The following is a 15,545-nucleotide window of genomic DNA, read 5'->3' as shown; positions in this document are numbered from 1 at the left end:
GGCTGGGTTTCCGGGTGACAACAGGTACAATGGCTTTTTTGACCAAAATGTTTCCTCTTGTTGTTCAGATAGTTCTCACGCTGTGTGCAGCGGCAGTTTTAGCGTCGCAAACAACTGCCCTACCAAGGTCAATGCCGCTGCCGTCGGGTAGGTTGATGTCCAGCAGGGCAAGGTTAATGCTGGTGGTTTGCATGAATTCCCGCGCTTGTCGACAGGAACTGCACACCGTCGTGTCAATGCCGTTAAATGCTTCCTGAAGAATGCCCTTAAGCCATTACCGGTACTTGGAATGTCTTCAACGATTAGCGCATATTGCATGGTAACTCGCTTGTTATCGTAAGGTGATGGCAGGTGATTTAATGAATGAATAAGGATAGTAACATGGCGAAATCATTACAACACTCGATTAATTCGCACCGTGCCTTGCTCACGGATCTGTTAGGCAATGCGCTCAACGAGTATGCAGGCAGAATCTTGCCGCAGATGGATGAAGCTGAACGGCTGGACGAGTGCTTGCGTAAAGCCTTCCGTGCACTGGATTACTGCAAGTATGTGTATGTGCTGGATGCGAACGGGGTACAAATCAGTTCCACGGTCAACCGTTACGGTGCTGACCCGGAATCGCGAGGGCGTGACCGTGCTGAGCGACCTTATATGCAGCACATGTACGATGCCAGCCTCGACTTTAACTTGTCAGAAGCTTACATCAGCCGTAATAAAAAGCGCCCGTCGATTACTGCGATTCAAAGCATTCGCGATGCGAGCGGGCAGCGTGTCGGCTTTTTAGGGGTTGATTACGACTTGCGCGAATTGCCGCATTCGGATGTGATCTACGAAGAGCCGAGTCAGTGGCGGCAAATCAAGGGCGACCCCGCTATCCGCAGCGGTTTGTTTGCGCAACAGCGGGCGGAAAGCGTGATGGATCGGCACATTGATGTGGTGCTGTCGGTGCATGAGGCGCTGATTTTGGATCAGGGCGTACACCATTTTCAGATTCACTTTTCCAGTAGCCGTACCACGATTTGGCATCGGGATGACCCGTATGTGTACCGCATTCTCACCAATGAAGAGCTGATTGACCCGAATATTTGCTTGGCTTACCCGCGTCGCCCGTATTTCGAGCGTGCCATTGTGCCACCTGCGGATGTGGGCAAGGTGTTGGCGCAATTAAAAGCATTGCGCTTTGCGGATGAAACCATTTATTTGCGTTCGGCGTCGTTGAACATTGTGAATGGCACGGTGGGGCTGAATTTTTCGTGTGATGGTTCACATTATTTGAGTTACGACGAATTCTTGTCCAAAGGCTTGGATTTTTGGTTCGGTGATGACAGCAGCATTGCCTCTGAAGTGGCTTGTGCGGTCGCAACTTTGGATAAGCCAAGGCTGGATGCGGCGGTGGATGCGCTGGCGAGTCTGGGTTGTATTCAGGTGAATAAGTTGCTGTATGCGTTGGAGAAAGGGGATGTGCCGGAGCGGGTAGCAGCCTTCAGTGCTGACGAGCGTGAGTACCTTTATCAGGAACTCAAAGCGGTGATGGATGTGTACGAGGGTGGGGTGTGTGGGTTGTAAGATAACAATTCATCCCCCGAATACAGGCTTATTGCACCAAACGCCCCAAATGCCCTATCTTACGCGCTGTACACAAATCCTAACCATTAAGAGGAGTAACGACAAATGGCTCATACACTGCCAGAACTGCCTTTCGCGAAAGACGCACTTGCCCCACACATGTCAGCCGAAACGCTGGAATTCCACCACGACAAGCACCACAACGCTTACGTGGTTAACCTGAACAACCTGATTCCCGGCACTCAGTTTGAAAACATGAGTCTGGAAGACATCGTGAAATCCGCACCGGCTGGCGGCGTTTACAATAACGCAGCGCAAGTTTGGAACCACACTTTCTTCTGGAACTGCCTGAAGCCAAACGGCGGCGGCGCACCCACTGGCGCACTGGCGGCTGCTATTGATGCGAAATGGGGTTCTTTCGATGAATTCAAGAAAGCGTTCACGGCTTCTGCGGTAGGCAACTTCGGTTCTGCGTGGACTTGGTTGGTTAAAAAAGCTGACGGTTCCGTTGACATCGTAAACATGGGCGCGGCTGGCACACCACTGACCACTGGCGATACCGCGTTGTTTTGCGTAGACGTGTGGGAACACGCTTACTACATTGACTACCGTAACCTGCGCCCTAAATTCGTTGAGACCTTCCTCAACAATCTGGCGAACTGGGAATTTGCGGAAGCGAATTTCGCTGCCTAATTGGCGTAATCGCTGTTAGGTCGAGCCAAAAAAGCCGGACGTGTTCCGGCTTTTTTGCGTTTGGGGTGATGGTTTTACAACTCCGCCCGAATACTCGTTACCACCGCATCCGGCGTCATCTCATGCGGCAAAATCGTCACAAACTTGCCATCTTTGCTGACCATGTAGGTGTTGGACGTGTGGTCAACCGTGTACCCCATCGCTGAATTACTGGTTACTTTGGAAAAGAATGCGCCGTATTGCTTCGCGACTTGTTCCACTTCAACCGTTGTACCCGTGATGCCCACGAAGCTGGGGTGGAAATGTTGCGCATAGGCTTGCAAACGTTCGCCGTTATCGCGTTCGGGGTCGACACTGATAAACAGAGGTTGCACTTGCGCGAGTTCTTCCGCACTGAGCTTTTTGAGACCGGCACTGATAACCGCTAGGGTAGTGGGGCAAATATCCGGGCAGGAGGCGTAACCGAAATATATCACCACGATTTTGCCGCTGAAATCGCTGAGTTTGGTCGGTTTGCCCGCTTGTGTCAGAGTGAAATCACCGCCGAATTGCCCCGCTAACATCGGGACGCGGGGGTTGTCACTGGGGGCTGCGTTCGAGGCGGTGAGGGGTGGTAACAAGTATTGTGCGGCAACAATGCCAATGACGAAGGCGAGGGCGGCAATTAGCAGAGGGGTCTTTTTCAAGGGGCTGTCTCCGAACGTTGGCTGGCTTGAGCATAGCATTTAATCGTGAAGTTAAGCTTATATTTTAATAACTTGCGGTTTGTAAGGAATTTAGGTCTTCTGGCGGTAATTGATCTATAGCTGAAACACAGGCGTATAAGCTTTATGCCGGTATAAATACTAATAACAATAATTGATGTGTGTTACCCGTACCAGAGGAGGCAGTGTTTATGACATCCCTAATAAATGATCAAGTCGTTACCGACGAACCCATTCCCGCCGTGCGGCGTTTAGACAGCAGTGCGCCGCTGCGCTGGCTCGGCAAAGGCTGGGATGACCTGAAGGTCAGACCGGTTGCCAGCATTACTTATGGTTTGGTGTTTGTTATTGCTGGAATTCTTATGATCCAGTTTGGTCCGGCGAATCCCTTGTTTGCGTTGTTGTTGGTTTCCAGCTTTATGTTGGTTGGCCCGCTGGCGGCGGTGGGTTTGTATGACATGAGTCAGCGGATAGAGGAGGGGCATACACCTTCATTATTACACGCCTTGTCGAATGCGCGGGTGAGTACCGTGAAGCTGATTACCTTTGGCTTGATTTTGGGCGCGGTGATGCTCGCTTGGCTAGTCGTCACCATAGGTATTATTAACCTGTTTTTCGGGAACAGCCCGTTGGTAACGGGGAGTCTGTCGGTATTCCTGAATGGGCGTGAGTCCTTGCCGTTTTTTGCGGTGTTTATGTTGGGCGGTTTGATTATGGGGTTATTGGCATCGGCGGTGGCGATTGTGTCGATTCCGTTGGCAAGTCACCGGGTGGCGGATACGGTGACGGCAGGAATCATTTTGCTGGTGTTGCTGGTGGTATGGGCGCGGTTGGTGGCGATGCTGTTTGGCTTGTTTTTCGATAATAGCAGTTTGGTGAGTGGCGGCTGGGAAACCTTGGTGGGCGATGCGAATTTCTTGCCATTTATTGCGACATTTGTGTTGTGTGGCGGGGTGCTGGCGGTGGTGGCGTTTATGCTTAGTGTGGTGACAGTGCCATTGATTGCGCATCGGCAAGTGGGAGTGATGACCGCGATTGTTACCAGCATCCGTGTGGTTTACAAAAATCCGGTGGTCATGATGCGCTGGGCGGCGACGATTGCGGTGGTGATTTTGTTGGGAATGGCTACGTTTTTTATTGGCTTGGCGGTAACATTGCCATTGATTGGTCACGCCACTTGGCACGCTTACCGTGAGACGGTAGGAACATAAATCTCAATAAATTCCCACTAAGGAAATACATGGCAGTTACATCGTTTTTGTTACCTGACCCACAGGGTCACGCCCGCGCCTTGGCGGCTAATTGGCTGAAATTGGGGATTTTTGCGTTGCTGGCAGCGGGGATTTTTTCCCTGCTGTTGGTAATGTCACGCACGCCTGCGGTGCAGGATGTGATTCCTTGGCTGGACTTTTTCCACACGGCTTTGGTGGTGCATGTGGTGCTGTCGGTGTTGGTGTGGTTTCTCGCTTTTGCCGGGGTGTTGTGGACTGCTAATAGCCAACTCGCTACGCAGTGGTGGGATAACAGCATTCTGGTGATCACAGTCATTGGAACGTTCTTGATCGTGGTGTCGCCGTTCACGGGGGATGGGCATCCGCTGTTGAACAATTATGTGCCGGTGTTGCAACAGCCGGTATTCCTGAGTGGGCTGGCGGTGTTTGGGGTGGGTTTCACTTGGTTGGTCATTCGCTCCTTGATGGTGGCGCGGCACGAGACTGCGCCAGCTTTTGGGGTTTACTTGAGCATTCTGGTGGCGGCAGCATCCGTGCTGGCGTTGCTGGTCACGGCTATTCAGATACCTGCTTCAGCCAGTGGGCAGGGTTTTTATGAGGTGTTGTTCTGGGGCAGCGGGCATGTGCTGCAATTTACCCATACCCTGCTGCTGTTGGTGGCATGGTTGTGGTTGGCGCAAGCCAGCGGCATTAGCCTGCGCCTTGCACCTGCCGTTGCCAAAGGCTTGCTGGGTTTGGTGGCGTTGCCGGTTGTGGCAGTGCCGTTGATTTACTGGCAATTCGATGTCATGTCGGCGGAACACCGTGCGGCATTCACCCACTTGATGAAATACGGCGGCTTGTTGTCAGTACCGTTGGGTGTGGTTGTGGTCGTGGCAGTCTTGCGGGCAACGCGGGTAGCGGATGGCGGTTTGCGCCCATTGCGTCATGCTTTGAATGCTTCGATCCTGTTGTTTGCGGCGGGTGGGATTATTGGTTTTCTGATTCATGGGGCGAATGTGGTGATTCCGGCGCATTACCACGGCTCGATTGTCGGGGTAACGCTGGCTTTCATGGGGGTGACGTATTACTTGTTGCCGAAACTGGGTTTTCGTGCGGCTACCTCCCGCTGGGCAGCTTGGCAACCGTATATTTACGGTGGCGGGCAGTTGATGCACATTCTGGGCTTGGCGTGGTCGGGCGGTTACGGGGTGCAGCGCAAGACCGCAGGGGCAGCGCAAGGCTTGGAAAACCTGCCCCAAGTGCTCGGCATGGGCATGATGGGGCTGGGTGGTTTGATTGCCGTGATTGGCGGGGGGATTTTCATGGTGGTGGTGTTACGGGCGATGTACGCCAAGCCAATTTACCACCACGCCGCCAAATAATGATCCACCAACAAGGCAATAAACAGCGCACTTAAATAGAAAATCGAATACCCAAAGGTTTTCATCGCGTGCTGGTCGCCTTCACTGCGGTACAGGATGAGGGCGTGATACAGGAATCCAGCCCCTAAGCCACACGCTGCCAGCAGATACAACACCCCGCTCATGTGCGTCAGAAACGGCATGAGCGTGACCGCGATCAGCATCAGTGTATAGATCACAATATTCAGTTTGGTAAACGCAATCCCGTGCGTCACCGGCAACATTGGAATGCCCGCCTTGCGGTAGTCTTCCACTCGCTTGATTGCCAGCGGCCAGAAATGCGGCGGTGTCCAGATGAAAATGATCAGGAACAGTAACAGCGCATCGGTATGCAATTCCCCGGTAACGGCTGTCCAGCCCAATACCGGCGGTGCTGCTCCTGCTGCGCCGCCCAGCACGATATTGTGCGGGGTGGAACGCTTCAGGTACAGGGTATACACCACCGCGTAACCCACCATTGATGCCAGCGTCAGCCATGCGGTCAGCGGATTGACCATCACCGCCAGAATGAACATTGACAGCACCCCCAAACCACCCGCAAACACCAAAGCTTGCGCGGTGGTCAGTTGCTGCTGCGGCAGGGGGCGGTGTTCGGTGCGCTTCATCACCGCATCAATTTTCTGGTCAACGATATGATTGATTGCCGCCCCGCAGGCAGCCCCCAAACCAATTCCCAGCAACCCCCAGAACAGGGTCGACAGTGGTACGGCATCTGGGGTGGCGAGCAGCATCCCCACCAAGGCGGTGAACACAATCAGGCTTACCACCTTGAGTTTGCACAAGCACAGATACGCTTTCCAGTTGATTCCTGCCTCAAGGGCGGCGACATTGATCATGGGCGATACTCCAACAGGGTTAGGGCTTATTCTTCAGTAACCAAGTCACGGTAAGCGTGCCAGCTTGCATGACCGGCAATCGGCAGTGCAATCGCCAAGCCGACAAAGAAGAAAATGAAGCCCAAGAACATCAGGGTTGCCAGAATGAATGCCCAACTCAGCATCACGCCGGGGTTTTTCAGCACGGCTTTAACGCTGGTGATCATCGCGGTCATGAAATCCACACGCTTGTCGGTAATCAACGGCACAGAGACCGCACTGATCGCAAACGCCACCGCTGCCACTGCACCACCCGTCAACGCCCAAACCAGCACGAAGGGAATGAAGTTGGGATGCCCCAGCAACGTATCCAGAAGATTGCCGCCAAGGGTGATGTTGTTGAAAAACAGTGCGACGGACAGAGAGGAAAGCACTGCCCAGATACTCATCAGCACACCCAGCACCAAGGCGAAACTTGCCAGACCGAGTGCGTTGAAACGCAGCCCGTCAATACCTTGCATGAAATGCGGTGTGCCACCCTGTTCCAAAGTGCGGCTGATGCAGTAAAAACCCACTGCCACAACCGGGCCAATCAGCAGGAAGCCCGTGACCAGTGAGCTGATGAAAAGGGGCTGTTCCCACGTCATCCAGGCTAGGATTAACCCTATGACAACGTAGACCATGCCATAGGCCATGCTTGCGCCCATCGCGGCTTTGAAATCCTTGATCCCGGCATTCAGCCAGCGCATGGAGGCATCGGAATCAACCTTGCGCACAACCAGACGTGGTGGAGCGTCGGCAATTTGGTCTGTACTCATAATTGTGGCCATAACACTTTCTCCTGCTAACGTTATTAAAATAAAAGCCGTGTGGCTTTAGCTCACCCCACCTGCGACACTTTCAGCAGACGGCGTAAATCTTTGATAATCAACTCCCCATTAAAATCAGGCGGATACGACATGATCACATTGCCTAAAGGGTCGAGGATGTAAAGACCATCCTCAGCCACCGGGTTCGGGTTTTGCAATACTGCCTGCCATTGCTGCACCGATGGCTCAGGCCCGACGGCAACTTTCATGCCTTCATGTTCTTTTAACTGTAGTTGCAGGGCGGGCAGGTGACTAGTGCGGGTAACTACTAGGAGACGTTCTACCCGGCGGCGTTCATTGCCCATCGCCTTCCTGACCTGACGCAGGTTGTACAGGTTTTTCTGGCAGGCAGCCGCACAAGCCGAATCCGCCAGCGTCATCAACACCCATTTGCCGCGCAAGTCCGCTGTATTGAAGGTAGCACCATCCAGCCCTACCAAGGGTAAATCCCCCACTACCCGCACGGGAGATAGGAGCGTGCCGAAATTGGTGGTTGCAGGCACCGGCAATTCCGCCCGAAACTGGAAATACAACCAACCCGCCAGATACGGAAACGCGCATACTGCGATCAAAATCCACAGGGTGCGGTTACTGCGTTTCGGTGACTGGGCAACGCCCTCAACAGCACTCGTCATGCTTTATCCTTTCGATGAGTATTCATGTACAGGTAGGCAATCAGCACCATCAGCGCGAACGCCGCCCACTGGATGCTGTAACCGATGTGCATTCCTGCCTTGTTGGCATAGACCGGCCAGTTGCGGTTCAAACCGTCATCCGCCGCAGAGGTTTGTAACAGCAGGTAAGGTGGCAGGCTAACCCCCAGCTTTTGCCCGAAACGCGCCACATCCAGATACAACCAGCGCTGGTTGCCTTCGACATCGGCAGCAATATCGCCAAACAGGAAGACTGGCTTGGAACGCGGCATATCCAGTGTGCCTTCCACTTGCACTTCCCCCGTCGGCGCACTGATGGCGGGTAATTGCTGACGGTCTGCACCCACTGCCACCCAGCCACGGTTCACCAACACCCATTGCCCGCTGGCAAGCCGCAACGGGGTAATCACGTGATAACCTGCCTTGCCATGTTGCACGATATTGTCCAGTAACACGGTCTGGCTGTTGTCCCATGTCCCGCCGACACGGGCAGCGCGGAAACGCTGTGCAGGCCAGTCCACGCCGGTTTGCGCAAGTGCAAGCGCAGGTAAGTCCACCTGTTGCATCACCGCTTGCGCCATCTGTTCCTTGTAAACTGCCCGCTGGTATTGCCACACTGCCAATGACGTAAACACCCCTACCGCCACCACCGTCAGCAGCGTGGTAAAAACCGACGCCCGAAACTGGTAACTTGCGGTTATACTGATGTTTTCACTGTGCTGTAACAAACGGGAGACTCCTGCATGTGGTTTAAAGTGCTGATCGTTATCAATCTGCTGCTGATCCTGATCAGCCTGTTTTCCGGTGTGTTCTTCCTTGCTAAGGACAACGGTAACTCCAACCGGGTTGTCACTTCGCTGACCACGCGGGTAGCGTTATCAGTGTTCCTCATTTGCCTGTTAATCGTCGGCTACCTGACCGGGCAAATCACCCCGCACGGTGTCGCGGGGTGAGCAGTTCCCCTACAACCAGTACACGAAGATAAACAAGGCAATCCACACCACGTCGACAAAGTGCCAATACCACGCAACCGCTTCAAACGCGAAGTGGTTGTGCTCGGTGAAATGGTGGCGGGCGCTGCGCACCGCAATCACAATCAGCATGATCGTACCAATGGTGACATGCAGCCCGTGGAAGCCAGTCAGCATGTAAAAGGTCGAGCCGTAGACCCCGGCATTCAGGGTTAAGCCCAGATCCTGATAAGCGTGCCAGTATTCATAGCTTTGCACGCAAAAGAACAGCACCCCCAGCGCGATGGTCATAATCAATCCCCGCACCAGTTGCTTGTTATTGTTCTTTTTCAGACCCCAGTGCGCCCAAGTCAGGGTGACACCGCTGGTCAGCAAAATGATGGTATTCAGGAATGGCAAACCCCACGGCCCCATCGCTTCCTTGGCTCCTACGTACTTGGTGGTATCCGCATCCGGCAGGTTCAGCAACGGCCAACTGTACTGGAAGCCTTCCCAGAGGATATTCGAGCTTGCCAGTTGCCCCTCTCCACCTAGCCAAGGCAGGGTGATATTGCGCAGGTAATACAGGCAACCGAAAAAGGTAATGAAAAACGCCGCTTCGGAAGTGATGAACCAAAACATCCCTTGCCGGAAGGAACGGTCAACCTTGCCGTTGTATTTCCCCGTCAGGCTCTCGTCGATCACCGTTCCAAACCAGCCTTGAAACAGATACGCTAGGATCGCAAACCCTGTCACCATAATCAGGCTGCCCGCCAACCCCATGTCATTGATCAGGAAAATCAGCCCTAAAAACGTCAGAAATACGCTGGCAACCGCCACAATCGGCCAAGGGCTGGGATCGGGGATGAAATAAGCGTCTTGATCCGAGTGGGTTGCATGGCTCATGGGATTCTCCTCGTCATCGCCGCGTGGTGTTCGGGTTTGGGGGCAGCGTCACGGTCAATGTTCATAAACGTGTATGACAGCGTGACCGTTTCGTATTGTTTGTCGACTGCCGGGTCAATCATGAAATACACCGGCATTTCCCGCGCTTCCCCCGGTTGCAGGGTTTGCTGGGTAAAACAGAAACATTCGAGCTTGTTGAGGTGCTGGGTCACTTGCCAAGGGGTTACGCCCGGCACGGCTTGCGCAACAATGGGCTGATCTGACAGGTTTTTGACGTAATATTTCGTAGCCACCTGTTGCCCCGGATGCACTTGCTTCTGCCGCTCCATCGGGTGGAATTCCCACGGCAAGCCACTATTGACAGTGGAATCAAACTGCACGGTAATCAGGCGACTGGTATCGACCGGTACAACCACCGCCTCCGCCACCCGCCCGGCAGGTCTGCCCGCTACGCCGTTAATGCCGCCGACTTCACATGCCCACTGGTATAGGGGAACCATCGCAAAGCCAAAGCCAAACATGCCCAGCACCACCAGCCACAAACGGCGTATGACCTTGCGGTTTTTGGCAGCCAGTTGTTCGGCTGGGGCAATGGGTGTGTCGGTATTCATGGCACTACGCCTCCGCTCAGCACTTTGGGCAGAAACACGAACGAATACGCCATCGCCAGCAGTGCAATTGCCCCTAGGATAATCGCGATCCGCAGATTGGCTTTACGCAGTTTGTCATCATCGGGCTGTTTCATTATTTCACCACCGGTGCTTGCGTGAAGCTGTGGAACGGTGGGGGAGATGGCAATGTCCACTCCAGCCCCGGCGTGCCGATCTGGGAGCCTTCCCACGGTTTATCAGGTGCTTTTTGCCCACCACGAATCGTCTGAATAATGATGTACAGGAACAGCAAATGCGACAGCCCGAACAGGAAACCACCAATACTGGAAATCACGTTGAATTCGGTGTATTGGATGCTGTAATCCACAATCCGCCGGGGCATTCCCGCCAAGCCGGAGAAATGCTGCGGGAAGAAGGTGATGTTGAACGAAATGGTTGTCCACCAGAAGAAAATCTTGCCCAGACGCTCGTCATACATATGTCCCGTCCATTTCGGCAGCCAGTAGAACACACCCGCGTACAAGCCAAACACCGCCCCCGGTATCAGCGCGTAATGGAAATGCGCCACCACAAACATGGTATCGTGGTACTGCATGTCCGCCGGAACTACCGCCAGCATGACCCCGGTTACACCTGCAAACGAGAACATCAGGATGATCGCAATCCCGAATAGCATCGGCGTTTCAAACGTCATCGAGCCGCGCCACATGGTGAAAATGAAGTTCATCAACATCAGCCCCACCGGGATCGAAATCAGGATCGTGCCAATCATGAAATAATTGGTTGCCCACAATGACATGCCAATGGTGTACTGATGATGTGCCCATACCACCATCCCCAACACTGCCAACACGCCCATGCCATACACCAGCGCTTTGTAGCCAAACAACGGCTTGCGGGCAAAAGTCGGAATCACCAGACCCAAAACCCCGATGGATGGCAGCAGCAATACATACACTTCAGGATGCCCAAAGAACCAGAACAGATGCTGGAACAAAATCGGGTCGCCACCGCCAGCCGCATCAAAGAATGACGTACCAAAATGGCGGTCAAACAGCAGCATGGTCACAGCACCCGCCAGCACCGGCATTACCGCAATCAGCAGCAAGGCGGTAAAGAACCATGCCCATACAAACAGCGGCATTTTCATCATGGTCATAGTGGGTGCACGCATGTTCAGGATGGTGGTCACGATATTGATGGATGCCAGAATCGAGGAAATCCCCAGCATGTGAATCGCAAAAATGGTGAAATCCATGCCAATCCCGTTCTGGATCGACAGCGGCGGTAACAAGGTCCAGCCCGTATTTACTGGCCCGCCAGTCCCCGGAAACAAGTAAGGTGCGAGGATTGATAAAATCAGCATGATCGCAGCCGCAGGCAACAACCAGAAGCTCAGGTTGTTCAAGCGTGGCAATGCCATATCCGGCGCACCAATCATCAAGGGAATCATCCAGTTTGCCATCCCTGCCGCCGCAGGCATGACCATCCCGAACACCATCACCAGCGCATGGTCAGTCACCATATTGTTATAGAAATCCGGGTTGGCAAGCTGCACTCCCGGCATGAACAATTCCGCCCGGATGTACATCGCCATTGCCCCGCCGAAAAACAGCATGAACAAGGCAAAAAACAGGTACATCGTGCCAATGTCTTTATGGTTGGTGCTGTATACCCAACGTTGCCAGCCTTTGGGTGGCCCGTGATCATGAGAATCGTGATGGTCGTCGTGTGCTGTGGCTACACTCATGGTCAAACTCCTCCGTTAGCGTGCTGCTTTTATGTCTTTGGGCTGCACGACATCACCCGCCGTATTGCCCCATGAATTGCGCTCGAATGTCACGACTGCTGCAATGTCCAAATCATTCAGTTGTGGCCCCCAAGCTGCCATCGCCGTACCCGTCTTGCCTTTCACCACGATATTGATGTGGTCGGCAGCCGCACCTGCACCATTGGTTATTTTCCCGCCTGCCAGAGCCGGGAATACACCGGGGATGCCTTGCCCTTGAGCTTGGTGGCAGGCCAGACAGTTCTTGGTGTAAACCTCTTGCCCTTTTGCCATCAACTCCTCTTTTGCCCATACCTTGTCGGAAGAAGCTTCGGCAGCGGCTTGTGCGTGCTGGGTTTTGCGCTCGGTTTTCCATTGCTGGTATTCCGCTGGGCTGACTGCCCGCACGACCGCTGGCATGAAGGCATGACCTGCACCGCAGTTTTCGTAGCATTGCCCACGGTAAGTGCCTTCCTTGGTGATGTGCGTCCAGGTTTCGTTGATATAGCCGGGAATATTGATCTTTTTTGGCACAATTTCGGCAATGCCCCAGTTATGCAGCACGTCAGAAGAGGTCAGCAGGAAACGTACCCGCTGCCCGGTCGGTAATACCAAGGGGTCATCAACATCACGCAGGTACAAGGGGTCGGTGGGTTCGAGTTTTTTCAGATTGCTGACGACCTTGATGCCGTCATCCATGTATTCGTATGTCCATTTCCATTGCGAACCGATCACTTTCACGGTGACATCGGCTTTGCTGCGGTCTTCAACGGAACTGAGGGTGGAAGAAGCAGAGCTGGCAATGCTGAGGTCGATGCCCAAGACAATCACGGGTACAAGTACCCACGCCCATTGCCCAAACCAGCTATTGTGAAACTCCTGATCCGGCACTGCGCCCTTGTCGTGGCGGAAGGCATACAGCGCATACACAATCATTGCCGTGACAATCACCATGATGATGGTGCCAACGATGGTGGTCAGCATGTGTAGGTCAAAGATTTCCTGCGTCAGGGTGGCTGCGGGTTCTGGCAGGTTATAGCCATAGTCGGCACGGGCAACACCCGTCAGTAAGCCTAGGGGTAATAACAGCAGGGCGGCGGGTAATCCCGTCTTGTTTTTGCTCACCATGTCTCCTCCTAACATGCGTCTTCCTCAGGGGGGCTTAATCAGCTCATTCGGCGGCACTCCTCCAGCGTCGCTTGAATGGTTGCTGCAAAAGCCTTGCGGTCTTCGTCGGTCAGGCACGCCCCGATTTCGATACTCTTGCCATGTGACTGCAAGAGCAAACGGCTGGGATACCAACTCTGCTGATCCAACTGAAGTACGATAGAAACCCAGTGTGTTTGAAAACGGCATTCTTGCAATATTTTTACGCCGCGCCGTGCGATGAACAGGATGTCATCCGGGCAGATTCGCAGGGTTTCAGAATAACGGGAGTGACGCTCGAACAGGTACAGGCTAACACCCAATACTAACAATTCCAGCAGCGTGAAAGGCAACACTAGCCACACTCCCAGCAGCAGGAAGCGCAACGCCACTACTAGGGATAAAACCGTGACCACCAGAAAGAATATCAACATCCCTGTCGGGGATAACGAGCGGTTTGGCCGCACCTCAAAGGTTCGGCAAGCATGGGAAGATGTACTGTCTGTCATTGTCATGACTACAACCCCGCTCTCTGTTGATTTAGAAGTGTGTGATTCCACACACTATGCAGGTAATATATCTTAGTTTTTGATATTTATCATTGAAACTTGCAGGGAATTTTGCATGTTAGTATCTGATAATAAACTGAAATATGGAGTAGCCTTGCTGTTGTGTATTGGCACAGGTATCGCTGTGCTTAAGCTGGGCGGTTGGTTTAACCCGCGTCTGCAAGCCATACAAGCCCCGGCACTGAGCGGTGAACGTATCCATATTCCCGACCAGCGTGGCAGATTGACATGGGTCAGTTCATGGTCAGTGAGTTGTGCCTTGTGCCTACGTGAACTGCCGGATCTCGAAGCCTTGCACTTGCAATACGGCAAACACCTGCAAATCGTGGCACTCGCACTGCCCGCTGACCCGCCCAATGCGATCAATGATGTCAAAAACCGTCTGCAACTCACCTTGCCCGTTGTGCTGGATCTGGATGCTGCCGCTGCCCGCCAGTTAACCCCTGACCTTGTTGTACCTAGCCATCATCTGGTTGACAGTGAGGGGCGTGTTCTGTTGAAGTTAAAAGGTGCTCTTCACCGGGAAGCCATGCTTGCCGCATTGCAACCTTACCTGCCACCCTAACAGGCTAGTCCCTAATGCAGAAAACCTACGCCAGACTGCTTTCCGTCACCCTGTTACTCACCTTGCTTGTCATTGTGTTGGGTGCTTATACACGCCTGTCGGATGCGGGCTTAGGTTGCCCTGATTGGCCCGGTTGTTATGGGCATTTGGGTGTGCCGGAAAATGTTGACCAAAGCCAATTTCAACGCCCTTTGGAAACCGCTAAAGCGTGGAAAGAAATGATCCACCGCTACGCTGCGGGTACTTTGGGTTTACTGATTCTGGTCATTTTTGTGTTGAGCGTGCGCTGGCGGCAAGCGTTGCGGCAAAGTGTGGTGTTGCCGACGTTGTTAGTGCTCATGGTAATGTTTCAGGGGGCATTGGGGATGTGGACAGTCACCCTGTTGCTCAGCCCCTTGATTGTCACTGCCCATCTGTTGGGTGGTTTTGCTACCTTGTCGTTATTGTGGTTGTTGTGGTTGCGGCAACACACGAACCGACCTGTCACGTTGTATGCGCCGGAATTGTCCCGTCTAAAAGGGTTGGGATTGCTTGCTTTGCTATTGCTTATCGGGCAGATATTCTTGGGGGGCTGGACCAGTACCCACTATGCCGCCGTGGCGTGTGGCATCAGTTTCCCGACTTGTCACGGCTCGTTGTGGCCTGCGGCAGATTTTGCCAGCGGGTTTGCGTTTGAGTGGCAGGAGGGGGTGGACTATGAATTTGGCATTCTGGAAAACCCGGCACGGGTTGCCATCCACATGAGCCATCGGCTGGGGGCGTTGGTGGTGTTTTTGTTTTTGGGCGGTCTGATGCTGTGGGCAATCCGCCAACGCCAACGCATGTTGGGGATGATTCCGCATACCATTCTGTTGCTCTTGGTGGTGCAAGTGAGTTTAGGGGTAATGAATGTGGTGCTGGCATTGCCGCTACCCATCGCCACTGCCCATAATCTGGTGGCGGCTTTGTTATTGCTGGCAGTGATTAACTTCAATTACCGACTTTATCCGACGCACTAAGAAAGCACTTGACAATGCACTAACTTAGTGATTGACAAGCAGAAACGCTTTCCCTATAGTGTTCCGCTTTCTCGCAAAGGCAGCCTGTCTGGGC

19 protein-coding genes are annotated in these 15,545 nt (G+C 53.4%); 7 read left to right on the top strand and 12 right to left on the bottom strand.

Annotated features, from left to right (window positions below; genetic code table 11):
* Positions 1 to 75: 75 nt before the first annotated feature.
* A complete protein-coding gene (locus L2Y54_RS00175; RefSeq protein WP_236498997.1) occupies positions 76 to 318 on the bottom strand; it encodes a hypothetical protein in 243 nt (80 codons plus the stop codon).
* Positions 319 to 381: 63 nt separating this feature from the next.
* On the opposite strand from L2Y54_RS00175, the gene L2Y54_RS00170 reads away from it, so the two are divergent.
* A complete protein-coding gene (locus L2Y54_RS00170; RefSeq protein WP_236498996.1) occupies positions 382 to 1,569 on the top strand; it encodes a PDC sensor domain-containing protein in 1,188 nt (395 codons plus the stop codon).
* Positions 1,570 to 1,674: 105 nt separating this feature from the next.
* A complete protein-coding gene (locus tag L2Y54_RS00165) occupies positions 1,675 to 2,262 on the top strand; it encodes a superoxide dismutase (RefSeq protein ID WP_236498995.1) in 588 nt (195 codons plus the stop codon).
* A gap of 74 nt (positions 2,263 to 2,336) precedes the next feature.
* On the opposite strand, the gene L2Y54_RS00160 is transcribed toward L2Y54_RS00165, so the two are convergent.
* Positions 2,337 to 2,948 (bottom strand): SCO family protein, encoded by a 612-nt coding sequence (locus tag L2Y54_RS00160; RefSeq protein WP_236498993.1) that lies wholly within the window; start codon positions 2,946 to 2,948, stop codon positions 2,337 to 2,339.
* A gap of 209 nt (positions 2,949 to 3,157) precedes the next feature.
* On the opposite strand from L2Y54_RS00160, the gene L2Y54_RS00155 reads away from it, so the two are divergent.
* Together L2Y54_RS00155 and L2Y54_RS00150 are read left to right on the top strand one after the other, a co-directional pair.
* Positions 3,158 to 4,177, top strand: coding sequence for a DUF2189 domain-containing protein (locus L2Y54_RS00155; RefSeq protein WP_236498992.1), 1,020 nt, complete (start codon positions 3,158 to 3,160; stop codon positions 4,175 to 4,177).
* 29 nt (positions 4,178 to 4,206) lie between these two features.
* Positions 4,207 to 5,562: a cbb3-type cytochrome c oxidase subunit I gene (locus tag L2Y54_RS00150; RefSeq protein ID WP_236498990.1), complete on the top strand. Its 1,356-nt coding sequence runs from the start codon at positions 4,207 to 4,209 to the stop codon at positions 5,560 to 5,562.
* Here the strand turns inward: L2Y54_RS00150 and cyoE are convergent.
* The 4 genes from cyoE to L2Y54_RS00130 are packed head-to-tail and all read right to left on the bottom strand — an operon-like array spanning position 5,541 to position 8,666.
* Entirely contained in the window at positions 5,541 to 6,437 is an 897-nt protein-coding gene (gene cyoE, locus L2Y54_RS00145; protein ID WP_236498988.1) for a heme o synthase, read from the bottom strand. The two genes, L2Y54_RS00150 and cyoE, sit on opposite strands and share 22 nt — an antisense overlap.
* A 26-nt stretch (positions 6,438 to 6,463) precedes the next feature.
* The gene (locus L2Y54_RS00140; RefSeq protein ID WP_236498986.1) at positions 6,464 to 7,246 is read right to left on the bottom strand and encodes a DUF2189 domain-containing protein; all 783 of its coding nucleotides are present in this window, start codon (positions 7,244 to 7,246) and stop codon (positions 6,464 to 6,466) included.
* Positions 7,247 to 7,296: 50 nt separating this feature from the next.
* On the bottom strand, positions 7,297 to 7,920 hold the full coding sequence (locus L2Y54_RS00135; RefSeq protein ID WP_236498984.1) for an SCO family protein: 624 nt from the start codon (positions 7,918 to 7,920) through the stop codon (positions 7,297 to 7,299).
* Positions 7,917 to 8,666: an SURF1 family protein gene (locus L2Y54_RS00130; protein WP_236498983.1), complete on the bottom strand. Its 750-nt coding sequence runs from the start codon at positions 8,664 to 8,666 to the stop codon at positions 7,917 to 7,919. The genes L2Y54_RS00135 and L2Y54_RS00130 overlap by 4 nt, the downstream gene beginning before the upstream one ends.
* A 15-nt stretch (positions 8,667 to 8,681) precedes the next feature.
* On the opposite strand from L2Y54_RS00130, the gene L2Y54_RS00125 reads away from it, so the two are divergent.
* Entirely contained in the window at positions 8,682 to 8,891 is a 210-nt protein-coding gene (locus L2Y54_RS00125) for a twin transmembrane helix small protein (protein ID WP_236498981.1), read from the top strand.
* A gap of 9 nt (positions 8,892 to 8,900) precedes the next feature.
* Here L2Y54_RS00125 and L2Y54_RS00120 read toward each other — a convergent pair whose 3' ends face one another.
* Genes L2Y54_RS00120 through L2Y54_RS00095 form a run of 6 tightly spaced genes read right to left on the bottom strand, consistent with a single transcriptional unit; the run spans position 8,901 to position 13,834 of the window.
* The gene (locus tag L2Y54_RS00120; protein WP_236498980.1) at positions 8,901 to 9,794 is read right to left on the bottom strand and encodes a cytochrome c oxidase subunit 3; all 894 of its coding nucleotides are present in this window, start codon (positions 9,792 to 9,794) and stop codon (positions 8,901 to 8,903) included.
* Positions 9,791 to 10,405, bottom strand: coding sequence for a cytochrome c oxidase assembly protein (locus L2Y54_RS00115; protein WP_236498978.1), 615 nt, complete (start codon positions 10,403 to 10,405; stop codon positions 9,791 to 9,793). Before L2Y54_RS00115 ends, L2Y54_RS00120 begins: the two co-directional genes overlap by 4 nt.
* Positions 10,402 to 10,539: a hypothetical protein gene (locus L2Y54_RS00110; protein WP_236498976.1), complete on the bottom strand. Its 138-nt coding sequence runs from the start codon at positions 10,537 to 10,539 to the stop codon at positions 10,402 to 10,404. The genes L2Y54_RS00115 and L2Y54_RS00110 overlap by 4 nt, the downstream gene beginning before the upstream one ends.
* Positions 10,539 to 12,155 carry a cytochrome c oxidase subunit I gene (locus L2Y54_RS00105; RefSeq protein WP_236498974.1) on the bottom strand — a complete coding sequence of 539 codons (1,617 nt, stop codon included), beginning with the start codon at positions 12,153 to 12,155 and terminating at the stop codon, positions 10,539 to 10,541. The genes L2Y54_RS00110 and L2Y54_RS00105 overlap by 1 nt, the downstream gene beginning before the upstream one ends.
* A gap of 15 nt (positions 12,156 to 12,170) precedes the next feature.
* On the bottom strand, positions 12,171 to 13,301 hold the full coding sequence (coxB, locus tag L2Y54_RS00100; RefSeq protein ID WP_236498972.1) for a cytochrome c oxidase subunit II: 1,131 nt from the start codon (positions 13,299 to 13,301) through the stop codon (positions 12,171 to 12,173).
* Positions 13,302 to 13,339: 38 nt separating this feature from the next.
* Complete coding sequence (locus tag L2Y54_RS00095; RefSeq protein WP_236498971.1) at positions 13,340 to 13,834, bottom strand: DUF2244 domain-containing protein; 495 nt, start codon at positions 13,832 to 13,834, stop codon at positions 13,340 to 13,342.
* Between the two features lie 109 nt (positions 13,835 to 13,943).
* Here L2Y54_RS00095 and L2Y54_RS00090 point away from each other — a divergent pair, with 109 nt between their 5' ends.
* Positions 13,944 to 14,453: a TlpA family protein disulfide reductase gene (locus L2Y54_RS00090; RefSeq protein ID WP_236498969.1), complete on the top strand. Its 510-nt coding sequence runs from the start codon at positions 13,944 to 13,946 to the stop codon at positions 14,451 to 14,453.
* A gap of 14 nt (positions 14,454 to 14,467) precedes the next feature.
* Entirely contained in the window at positions 14,468 to 15,451 is a 984-nt protein-coding gene (locus L2Y54_RS00085; RefSeq protein ID WP_236498967.1) for a COX15/CtaA family protein, read from the top strand.
* Positions 15,452 to 15,545 lie beyond the last annotated feature (94 nt).

Origin of the sequence: Thiothrix winogradskyi, assembly GCF_021650935.1 — a bacterium.
GTDB lineage: Bacteria > Pseudomonadota > Gammaproteobacteria > Thiotrichales > Thiotrichaceae > Thiothrix > Thiothrix winogradskyi.
The sequence above is the reverse complement of the archived record's forward strand: the minus strand, read 5'-3'. Positions and strand labels throughout refer to the sequence as shown.